The sequence below is a fragment of the Noviherbaspirillum aridicola genome, assembly GCF_019656455.1.
GTDB lineage: Bacteria > Pseudomonadota > Gammaproteobacteria > Burkholderiales > Burkholderiaceae_D > Noviherbaspirillum > Noviherbaspirillum aridicola.
The window spans coordinates 61,776-72,556 of record NZ_BPMK01000008.1 but is presented as its reverse complement, the minus strand read 5'-3'; the positions used below and the strand labels follow the sequence as shown (position 1 = coordinate 72,556).

5 protein-coding genes are annotated in these 10,781 nt (G+C 69.2%); 3 read left to right on the top strand and 2 right to left on the bottom strand.

The window, feature by feature from the left end:
* The first annotated feature begins 31 nt into the window (after window positions 1-31).
* A complete protein-coding gene (locus tag NCCP691_RS10215) occupies window positions 32-2,728 on the top strand; it encodes a putative bifunctional diguanylate cyclase/phosphodiesterase (RefSeq protein ID WP_220808170.1) in 2,697 nt (898 codons plus the stop codon).
* On the opposite strand, the gene NCCP691_RS10210 is transcribed toward NCCP691_RS10215, so the two are convergent.
* Both NCCP691_RS10210 and NCCP691_RS10205 read right to left on the bottom strand, forming a co-directional pair.
* Window positions 2,688-5,993, bottom strand: coding sequence for a UvrD-helicase domain-containing protein (locus NCCP691_RS10210; protein WP_220808169.1), 3,306 nt, complete (start codon window positions 5,991-5,993; stop codon window positions 2,688-2,690). The two genes, NCCP691_RS10215 and NCCP691_RS10210, sit on opposite strands and share 41 nt — an antisense overlap.
* A complete protein-coding gene (locus tag NCCP691_RS10205; protein WP_220808168.1) occupies window positions 5,987-8,662 on the bottom strand; it encodes a PD-(D/E)XK nuclease family protein in 2,676 nt (891 codons plus the stop codon). The genes NCCP691_RS10210 and NCCP691_RS10205 overlap by 7 nt, the downstream gene beginning before the upstream one ends.
* A 318-nt stretch (window positions 8,663-8,980) precedes the next feature.
* Between NCCP691_RS10205 and trxA the strand changes: the two genes are divergently transcribed.
* Together trxA and rho are read left to right on the top strand one after the other, a co-directional pair.
* A complete protein-coding gene (gene trxA, locus NCCP691_RS10200) occupies window positions 8,981-9,307 on the top strand; it encodes a thioredoxin TrxA (protein ID WP_220808167.1) in 327 nt (108 codons plus the stop codon).
* A 112-nt stretch (window positions 9,308-9,419) separates the two neighbouring features.
* Window positions 9,420-10,685 carry a transcription termination factor Rho gene (gene rho, locus NCCP691_RS10195; RefSeq protein ID WP_220808166.1) on the top strand — a complete coding sequence of 422 codons (1,266 nt, stop codon included), beginning with the start codon at window positions 9,420-9,422 and terminating at the stop codon, window positions 10,683-10,685.
* The last annotated feature ends 96 nt before the right edge of the window (window positions 10,686-10,781 follow it).

Below are 10,781 nucleotides of genomic sequence, written 5' to 3'. Positions count from 1 at the left end.
GTCCGGCGTGAATACGACCGGAGATGCGCCCATGCACCCGCCCAGTCGCACTACCCATCGCTATCACCTGTTCGCGCGCGCCGCGGCGCTGGCGCTCGCGGCGGCCTCGCTGCTGGTGATCCTCGCCTGGGTGGCGGGCTTCGCGCCGCTGACCGTCATGCAGCCGGAATGGCTGCGCGTGGAGCCCTCGCTTGCGCTGGGCATGCTGCTGTGCAGCGGCGCGCTGTTGCCGTGCGCGCTATCGCCGCCGACCGGCGCCGCACGGGTGCTTGCCCACCTGGCGGCGGCCGGCGCTTTGCTGCTCGGTCTGCTCTCCCTGTGCGAATACCTCGCCGTGCGCGACCTCGGCACCGCGCGGCTGCTCGTCGCGCACGGCGGTCGGATGTCGATGATCAGCGCGGTGATCTTCATCCTGCTGTCGCTGGCGCTGATGCTGCGCATCGAGGACGCGCGGCCGCGCGCGGCCGAACTGCTGATCCTGCTCGCGGCGCTCAACGCCTTCGTGCCGGCGATCGGCTACCTGTACGGCAAGAGCGCGCTGTACGAGATCGACTACTACGGCATGATCGGCCTGCCGGTCACGCTCGCCTTTCTGCTGCTGTGCGCGGCGATGTTCGCCGCGCGGCCCGAGTGCGGAGCGATGCGACTGCTCACCAACGGCAGCGCCGGCGGCATCACCGCGCGGCGCCTGCTGCCGGCCGCGCTGCTGATTCCCATCCTGTTCGAACGCCTGCAGTTCTGGGGATACCAGGCGGGCTACTACGACATCACCTTCGGCATGATCCTGATCACCCTGTCGAGCATGCTGGTGTTCGGCCTGCTGATCGCCTGGACCGCGCGCCTGCTGCTGCGGCTGGACGAGCAGCGCAACGAGGCCGGCGTCGCCCTGAACGAGACGCTCGACGTGCTGGAGTCCAATCTCAATGCCCTGTCCGCCACCAATGCCCGCTTGCAGGCCGAGGCGAGCGTGCGCCGCACCGCGGAAGAAAACCTTTTCCACGAGCACGAGCGGGCACAGGTGACGCTCAATTCCATCGGAGACGGCGTCATCACCACCGATACCGACGGCCGCATCGCCTACATGAATCCGGCAGCGGAAAGCATGAGCGGATGGAAACTGGCGGAAGCGGCCGGAATGCCGATCTACGAGGTATTCCGCATCCTCGATCCGGTCACCCGGGAACCCGTCATGCGCGGCGTCAGCGGCACCGTGCAGCAGGACCGCGTGACCCACGTCCCGCCCAACGCCATCCTGATCCATCGCGACGGCAGCGAATCCGCCGTCAACGATTCCTGCGCCCCGATCCATGCCCCCGACGGCAAGGTGATCGGCGCGGTGCTGGTGTTTCATGACGTAAGCGCGGTGCGCGCGCTGTCGCAGCGCATGTCCTGGCTGGCGCAGCATGACTCGCTGACCGACCTTCCCAACCGTTTCCTGCTCAACGACCGGCTCAGCCAGTCGATCGCGCTGGCGCTCAAGCGCGATACGCGCTGCGCGGTGCTGTTCCTGGACCTGGACCGCTTCAAGCATGTCAACGACACGCTCGGCCACTACATCGGTGACCGCCTGCTGATCGAGATCGTGGCGCGCCTGCGCGGCATCGTGCGCGACCCCGATACCATCGCGCGCCACGGCGGCGACGAGTTCGTGGTGCTGCTGCAGGAGGCGAGCGACGGCTACCAGGCCGCCCGCGTGGCGAAGACCATCCTGGAGACGCTGACCGAGCCCTACCTGATCGAATCCCATGAGCTGCACATCACCTGCAGCATCGGCATCAGCATCTGCCCGGAGGACGGCGAGGACGCCGACACCCTCGTCAAGCATGCCGAGGCGGCGATGTATCAGGCCAAGGCGCACGGCCGCAACAACTACCAGTTCTTCAAGCGCCGCATCAACGAGCGCGCGATCAAGCGCTTCGCGCTCGAGGGCAGCCTGCGCCGTGCGATCGCGCGCGAGGAACCGGCGATCTGCTTCCAGCCCAAGATGGCGATCGCCACGCGCGAGGTGGTGGGCGCCGAGGCGCTGCTGCGCTGGCACGACCGGCACAGCGGCCCGGTCTCTCCCTCGCAGTTCATCCCGATCGCCGAGGAGAGCGGGCTGATCATCCAGATGGGCGAATGGGTGCTGCGCAAGGCCTGCGCGCAGAACCGCGCGTGGCAGGATGCGGGACTGCGCCCGATCCCGGTTGCGGTCAATGTGTCGGCGGTGCAGTTCCGCGACCATCATTTCCTCGATCTGGTCGCGCGCGTGCTGCATGAAACCGGGCTGCCGCCGCAGTTCCTCGAACTCGAAGTGACCGAGAGCGTCACCATGCACGATCTCGAACGCACGGTGACCCTGCTGGAAGCGCTCAAGGCCATGGGCGTGGGCCTGTCGATCGACGACTTCGGCACCGGTTATTCCAGCCTCAGCTACCTCAAGCGCTTCCCCATCGACACGCTGAAGATCGACCGCTCATTCGTGCATGACGTGACGGTCGACGCCGACAGCGCGGCCATCACCCGCGCCATCATCAGCATGGCGCGCAGCATGAACCACAAGGTGATCGCCGAGGGCGTCGAGACGGAGGAACAGTTCGCCTTCCTGCGCGCCGAGGGCTGCGACCAGGTGCAGGGCTACTATGTCAGCGGACCGCTGCCGGCCGCCGACTTCCGGCAGGCCTTCCTGCTCCCCGCCGCCGCTCCGCTCACAGACGCTCCACTTCCCACAGGCGCCCGTCAGCAGTGATCAGTGCCGCCCGCATCGCGCGGCCGGGAAAGAGCGGCGCCGCCGCGTCCAGGTAGCGGCGCAGCTGGCTGCGATAGGCGCCGCGCTCGCTGTCGAGCAGGTCGCGCTTGTAATCGAGGATCCAGACTTCGTCGCGGCAGACCACCGCGCGGTCGAATCGCATCAGCTCGCCGCCGGAGAGCAGTTCCAGCTCGTTGCGCGCGAACTCGAAATGCAGCGGGTTGAAGAAGCGCTCCAGCTGCGGCTGCGAGAGGATGCAAAGCGCCTGCTCGCGCACCGCCGCCGCCACCGCCGGCGGGCACCGCAGCCAGCGCGCGATGGTCTGCGCATCGGGCATCGGCGGCGGCCAGGCCTGGCTTTCCGTCAGGCGCTCCAGCAGGGCATGCAGGGCGAGGCCCTCCGCGATCGCCGCGCTCGTCAGCTGCTCGCGCGCGGTCGTCGTTTCCGCCGGCAACGGCGGCGGCCGGAACACCGGGATGCTGAAGTTTTCTTCCGCCGCCGCGGCAGGCGTCTCGTCCGGCGCCGCGAGGCGCTTCTCCGGCACCGGCAGCAGGCGCGCATACCAGCTTCCCTCGGTCACGCCATCCTCGCGCGGACCGGCCACGCCGCTGACGATCAGGATGTCGCGGGCACGGGTGGCGGCGACATACAGCAGATTCCAGTCTTCCTGGCGGCGGAACGCTTCCTCGGCGTCGAACAGCGCATCGCGCGCGCTGCCGCGTTCGGCGGTGCGGCCGAAACCGGAAAAATGCGTTGGCGCCGCCGCATCGTGCGGCCAGTCGCAGAGAATGCCGCAGTCCTCGCCCGCCGGTTCGCTGTGGTTCGCATCGAGCAGCGCCACCACCGGTGCTTCGAGCCCCTTGGCACTGTGTATCGTCAGGATGCGGACGGCGTCGGCGGCGGCATCCACCGCGGCCTCGTCCGGCGCGTCGTTGTCCGCGCCGCGCCGCAGCCGCCGCAGCGCCTCGATGAACTTGGGCACGCTCGGATAGCGCCCCGCGTCGAGGTCGAGCGCGAGTTCGGTAAAGGCTTCGATATTGCCGAGCACCTGGGCGCGCAGCGCCGGCGCGGCCGCCTGCGCATAGCGCTCGGCGAGTTCGCCCTGGTGCAGGATGAGGTCGAGCAGGTCGTGCACCGGCAGGCGGGGCGCCGCCGCCAGCCAGTGCTCGAGCAGCTGCGCGGCGCGGCGCAGCGGCGGCGGGAGCAGCAGGTCCTGCTCCCGCCGCGCGGCCTGCAGCCGCAGCCACCAGCTGGCTTCGCCGCGCTGCGCCAGCATCACCAGGTCTTCATCCTCGGCGCCGAACACCGGCGACTTGAGCACATGCGCCAGCGCCCGGTCGTCGCCCGGCGTGACGAGGAATCCGAGCAGCGCGATCAGGTCGGCCACTTCCAGCGCCTCGAGCAGGCCGCCGCGCCGATCCGAGACGAACGGGATGCCGGCTTCCCGCAGCGCACGCTCATAGGCCGCCAGGTGGGTGCGCTTCTTCACCAGCAGCAGCACATCCGACCAGGGAACGGGCTTGCCGCGGCGCCCGGCAAGCTCGGCCAGCGCCTGCCGCAGGGCCTGCGCCACCGCCCTGCCCTCGTCGAGCCGGCGGGCGTCTTCCTGTTCCTCACGCGGTTCGGCAAGCGGATCGCGCTGGAGCGCGCGTTCTTCCGGCCTGGTGGTGCCGCCCGGCGCGGCGACGGCGAGCGGCAGCCGCCATACCGCGCCGACCGATTCCGCAAGCGTGGTCTGCGGCGCATACAGCGGATTGCCCTGAAAGCAGGCGTTCATCGCCTCGACGATGGATGTGGCGTTGCGCCGGGTCTGGTTGGTGCGCAAGCATTCCGCCCCGCGTGCCGCCAGCATGTCGCGCGCGGCGGCGAACACGCGCGGCTCCGCGCGCCGGAAGCGGTAGATCGACTGCTTGGGGTCGCCGACCACGAACACGCTCGGCTGCTCGCCGCTGCCGTCATAGGCCTGCAGCCAGGCGCGCACGATGCTCCACTGCAGCGGATTGGTGTCCTGAAACTCGTCCAGCAGGATGTGGCGGTAACGGGAATCGAGCCGGGTCTGCAGGTAGGCGGCATGCGACGCGTCGTTCAGCAGCCGCCAGGCATGCCACTCCAGGTCGCCGAAATCGATCAGCCGCCGTTCCGCCTTCAGCGCCTGGTAATGCTCGAGATACGCGGGGCCGACCGCGAACAGCGCCTCGTTCACCGCCAGCACCTGCTGCTCCGCGCTGCGGCGCTGCAGCCGGCGCAGCGCTTCGCCGGCCTGCGCGAACATCTCTTCGAAGGCATCCGCGCCGTCCGGCCCGAGTTCCTTCTGCAGCGCCGCCAGCAGGCGCCCCCGCCGGTGGTCGTTGCCGCGTACCGCCCCCTTGTCATCGAAGAACTGCGCGTAAAGACTGCTGAACGCGTCGAGCCCGGGGCCATCCGACAGCGCCCGCTCGATGGCCTGCGCCCGCTCCTGGTTGCGGCTCGCGCCCTGACCGAGCAGGGCGGCGATATCGAGCAGGCGTTCCGTCAGTCGCCGGTCCTGCCACAGTCCGAGCCGCGCATCCTCCTCGCCATCGACGCCGCACAGCGCACGCAGATCATCGAGCGGACCGCCGGCGCCGTCCTGCGTGGCCGCCCACCATTCGGCGCGTCGCTCGATGAAGGCGTCGAGCAGGCGCCGCGCGGCATGGTCGCCGGCCAGCCGGTACAGGCGTTCGAGCGCGTCGCGCAGCGCGGCGTTGTCCTCGTGCAGCAGCGACTGCATGAACCCGCGCCAGGCCTCCGCCAGCAGCTCGCCGGTGGTCTCCGCCAGCGCGTGCCCGTGCGGCACCCCGGCGGCCAGCGGCGCGATCTGCAGCAGCCGCGCGAACCAGCTGTGGAAGGTATCGATGGACAGGCTGTGCGGGCTCGACAGCACGCGATCGTAGAGACGGCGCGCCAGCGGCAGCGCGCGCGGCAGTTCATCCCGCGTCACGCCGCGCTCGAGCAGCAGTCCGGCGGCCGCCGCCTCGGGCCTGAGCGCCAGCTCCCTGAGCAGCTGCAGCAGGCGCTCGCGCATTTCCTGGGCCGCCTTGCGGGTGAAGGTGATCGCCAGCAGCTGCGACGGCTCGCAGCCGTCGAGCAGCAGGCGCAGCATGCGCGCCACCAGCAGCCAGGTCTTGCCGCTGCCGGCGCAGGCTTCCACCACGACCGAGCGCGCCGGGTCGCAGGCGACGCGGACGAAGCCGGCCGCGTCCATCGCCGCGCCGTTGACTTCATAGGCGCGCGCCTGTCTCACCATGCCCCCTTGCGGCACAGCCCGCGCATTTCGCACCATTCGCAGACCGCCTGCACGCCGTTGGCCGGCAGCGGCGCCCCGCCCGCGATCGCGCGCAGGGTGGCGACGATGCGCGCCTCCAGCTTCGCCTGCCACGCCTCGAAATCCGCGGCCTGGGCATCGCCGGCACGCTCGCGCGTGAGTTCCAGCGCGACGTAGACGCCGGCCTGCACCGGCAGGTCCGACAGCAGTCCGTAGAAGGCCAGCTGGTGATCTTCGCCCTGCCTGAGCTTGTCGCGCAGGGCCGGCACGCCCCGCGTCTTGTAGTCCAGCACCGCGCGTTCCCCCTGCGCGTTCTCGTCGATGCGGTCGACGTAGCCGTGCAGGGTGATCTGGCCGTCGTCCCACACCAGGGTTTTTTCGAAATGCTGTTCGCCGAGCGCGAATCGCCAGCCCTGCGCCTCGCGCGCGTTGGCCCACTCCAGGTAGGCCGGCATCGCCTTTTGCCAGCGCACGTAGTAGCCGAGCGCCGCCCCGCCCTGCGCCAGCGCCTCGGCGAACACCCGGTCCGAGATCTCGCGCAGCAGAGCCGGGCGCGCGTCGTTGTCGACCCGGCGCTCGCGCAGCGTCTCGTGATAGCGGCGCAGGATCGCGTGCAGCCACTCGCCGTAGTCGCGTTTCTCGGGCAGGTCGGACAGTTCGTCGAGTGCGTCGAGACGCAGCATGCGGCCGGCAAAGAACTGATAGGGACAGGCCACCAGGCTGTTCCATGCGCTCGCCGAGAGCCGGCGCGGCAGCAGCTGCGGCGCGACCGGCGCAGGCTGGCGCGCGGGCGTCGGACGCAGGCTGGCCATGGCGATGGAAGCCGGATGGCGCGGCAGCGGTCCCAGCCCCGAACGTTCGCAGGCCAGCTCCAGCCGCTCGATCCACTGGCTCGGCGCATTCTGCTCGCCGTCCCGCGTCGCCTGCCAGGACAGCACCGCCACCGGCGTATTCGCCAGCAGGGCCGCCAGGTCGCGCAGCTGCTGGCGCTGCATCTGGTCGCGCGTGAGGAGGCCGAGCTCACGCCGCACGCCGTCGCCGAAAAAGAGGGTTTCGCCGACGCGCGACGGCAGGTGCGCGGCATCCGCGCCGACCATCAGCACCGCATCGAAGCCGCGCAGCCGGGCGCCGTTGAGCTGCAGCATGACCACCCGGCGGTCGCCGCCCTCCGGTACGAAGGGCGCGGCTTCCAGCTGCAGGCCGAGAAAGGCGCGCCACTCGGCGAGCGAAAACTGCTGCGCCATGCCTGCGCAATCCTGGGTGAGCATGTCAAGCAAGTCGATGAGCTGCGCGCCCGCCGCATCCGCTTCCAGCGCCGCGCGCATGCCGAGCCGGGCGAGCGCGTCGCCGGTGGCGCGCCCCCATTGCTCCAGCGTGCGGCGGCCGGTCAGGCCGCGCGCCTGCTCGGCCACCTGCGCCAGCAGCGCACGCGCCTCGGGCGCCCTGTCCAGTGCCGCCAGCGCCGCCTGCCAGCCGCCCTGCACATTGCGCCGCCGCAGCGCCAGCTCGATCTCCATGACCCGCCCGGCCTTGTCGGCACGCTCCGCGAGCAGGCAGGGCGCCTTGAGCAGGTCGAGCAGCGCCAGGGTGTCGGCGTCGCTCGCGGCCACCTCGAGCAGCGCATCCAGCGCTGCCGCGCTGCGCGTGGTCGACAGCCGCCAGCCGGTTTCGTCGGCGACGAACACCCCGGCGCGCTCGAGCAGCGCCCGCACGCGGCGCGCGGTGACCCGGTCCTGCGCGATCAGGGCGATGCGCTCGCGGCCTTCCCGCAGCCAGTCGATGACGGTGCCCGCTGCATGGCGCGCCTCGGCTTCCAGGCCGTGGGCGGCATGCAGCAGGACGGCCGGCGCCGCACGCGGCGGCGGCATGTCGCCGGCCGGTTCCTCGGGCAGCTCCGGCCAGGCCTCGGCCAGCAGCGGCGGCACCGCGTCGGCCCGCCAGTCCAGGGCCACCGCCCGCACCGGGCGCCGGCGGGCATATGCATTGAGAAAAGCCTGCTGCAGCGGATCGGGACGGGTGGCCTGCACCCACATCAGCGGCGCCTCGGCCTGCTCCGCCAGCGCCATCATCTGCCCATGGGCGGCGGCGACCGGATCCCGTCCGTCGAGCTGGCTCTTCCAGAGCGTCCAGACCAGTTGCGCCTCGTCCGACAGCAGCGTGCGCATCGGCGGCGGCAGCTGCGCGAGCGCCGCCTGCCACCGGCTGTCGGCGGCGCCGGCATCGCCCTGCAGCACCGGCAGCAAGGCCGCGCTCAGTTCGTCGAACAGGCCGAGCAGGGTCTGCGCCAGCGGCAGCAGGTCGGTATTGCGGCGCGCCGAGAACAGTTTCTTCAGCCAGCCGTGCTGGCGCAGTTCCGCGTAGAGCGACATCATCCGCTCGCCGCGCGACGCCTCCGCGCCGGGCGGCGGCTGTTGCGCCAGCCAGGCGGCCGGCGTGACGATCCGCGGCGGGATCAGCGGCCGGCCCGCCTCCCTCGCCAGCGCTTCCTTGAGCGCCCGCGCATGGACGAAGGCCGGCACCAGCACCCGGATTGCTGACAGGTCGCAGCCGTCGCGCCGGCCGCACGCGAGCGCCGGCGCGTCGAGCAGCATGCGCGCGACCCGCGGCCAGAAGCCGGGGCCGGGTGCGATCAGGATCGGGTCGTTCGACATGGAGACGGCGGGAGGCGAAAACAGGGGTGAGGGCAGCGGATCATTGTAGTGCCGGACGGCGATGCGGGTATTTGCGCGAGGTCGAGGCCGCTCCCCGCGGGCCGACAGGCCGCCATCGCGCTCCCGGCCACACTTTTGGAAAAAATCGGTTATGATTTACCAACTTCCCGCCGCACCCCGTCATGCAGGCTCCATCAGCGGCCTTGAAACCAAGCACGACGACTCCACTTGCCTCTTGCAATCCCGGACACAATTGCGGGGATTGCGCAAGTGCACGCAGGCGCTGACTGACATCTTTGAACTCCTTCCGGGGAAACCATGAGCGAAAACATCAAGTACATTACCGACGCATCGTTCGACACGGACGTGCTGAAATCCGACAAGCCTGTTCTGGTCGACTTCTGGGCCGAATGGTGCGGTCCTTGCAAGATGATTGCCCCGATCCTTGAAGAAGTGGCAAAGGAATATGACGGCAAGCTGCAAATCGCCAAGATGGATGTTGACGCCAACCAGCAGGTACCGGCAAAATTCGGCATCCGCGGCATCCCGACCCTGATTCTTTTCAAGAACGGCGTGCCGGCAGCGCAGAAGGTCGGCGCGATGGCCAAGGGCCAGCTGACCGCCTTCATCGACAGCAACATCTGATATTTGTTCGCGCGGCGGTGCACTCGTACCGCCGCTTTTGCATCCCTTACTGATTCTTTCCGCGCAGTTCCCTCCCCCACCTTTACTTACCCGTCCCGGGTCCACATTCACTATGCATCTATCTGAACTCAAGCAGCTCCACGTCTCGGCCCTGCTGGACATGGCGATCAGTCTTGAAATCGAAAACGCCGCACGCCTGCGCAAGCAGGAACTGATGTTCGCGATCCTGAAGAAGCGCGCCAAGGCCGGCGAGCAGATCTTCGGCGACGGCGCCCTGGAAGTCCTGCCCGACGGATTCGGCTTCCTGCGCTCGCCCGACGCCAGCTACATGGCATCGACCGACGACATCTATATCTCGCCCTCCCAGATCCGCCGCTTCAACCTCCACACCGGCGATTCGATCGAAGGCGAAGTCCGCACCCCGAAGGACGGCGAGCGCTACTTTGCACTGGTGAAGGTGGACAAGGTCAACGGCGAGCCGCCGGAGGCATCCAAGCACCGCATCCTGTTCGAGAACCTGACCCCGCTGCATCCGAACAAGCTGCTGCACCTGGAGCGCGAGATGCGCGGCGAGGAAAACATCACCGGCCGCATCGTCGACATGATCGCCCCGATCGGCAAGGGCCAGCGCGGCCTGCTGGTGGCATCGCCGAAGTCGGGCAAGACCGTGATGCTGCAGCATATCGCGCACTCGATCACGACCAACCATCCCGACACCACCCTGATCGTGCTGCTGATCGACGAGCGTCCCGAGGAAGTGACCGAGATGCAGCGCTCGGTGCGCGGCGAAGTGGTCGCCTCCACCTTCGACGAACCGGCCACCCGCCACGTGCAGGTCGCCGAAATGGTGCTGGAAAAGGCCAAGCGCCTGGTCGAGATGAAGCGCGACGTGGTGATCCTGCTCGACTCCATCACCCGTCTGGCACGCGCCTACAACACCGTGATCCCGGCCTCCGGCAAGGTGCTGACCGGCGGCGTGGACGCCAACGCGCTGCAGCGCCCGAAGCGCTTCTTCGGCGCCGCCCGCAATGTCGAGGAAGGCGGCTCGCTGACCATCATCGCCACCGCGCTGATCGAGACCGGCAGCCGCATGGACGACGTGATCTATGAAGAATTCAAGGGTACCGGCAACATGGAAGTGCATCTCGAGCGCCGCCTGGCCGAGAAGCGCGTCTACCCGGCGATCAACCTGAACAAGTCCGGCACCCGCCGCGAAGAACTGCTGATCAAGCCCGACCAGCTGCAAAAGATCTGGATCCTGCGCAAGCTGCTGTACGGCATGGACGAGATCGAGGCGATGGAATTCATCCTCGACAAGATGAAGGCGACCAAGACCAACGCCGAATTCTTCGAGATGATGCGCCGCGGCGGCAGCTGATTCCGCCCGACCCCAGGCACAAGGCGCACTCCGGTGCGCCTTTTTCATGCCAGCCGTAAAACCGCCCCGCCATGCCGGACGCCGCCGCCGGCTATT

Coding starts and splice junctions, on each gene's coding strand:
- NCCP691_RS10215 (WP_220808170.1), top strand. CDS start 32: ATGCACCCGCCCAGTCGCACTACCCATCGCTATCACCTGTTCGCGCGC.
- NCCP691_RS10210 (WP_220808169.1), bottom strand. CDS start 5,993: ATGGTGAGACAGGCGCGCGCCTATGAAGTCAACGGCGCGGCGATGGAC.
- NCCP691_RS10205 (WP_220808168.1), bottom strand. CDS start 8,662: ATGTCGAACGACCCGATCCTGATCGCACCCGGCCCCGGCTTCTGGCCG.
- trxA (WP_220808167.1), top strand. CDS start 8,981: ATGAGCGAAAACATCAAGTACATTACCGACGCATCGTTCGACACGGAC.
- rho (WP_220808166.1), top strand. CDS start 9,420: ATGCATCTATCTGAACTCAAGCAGCTCCACGTCTCGGCCCTGCTGGAC.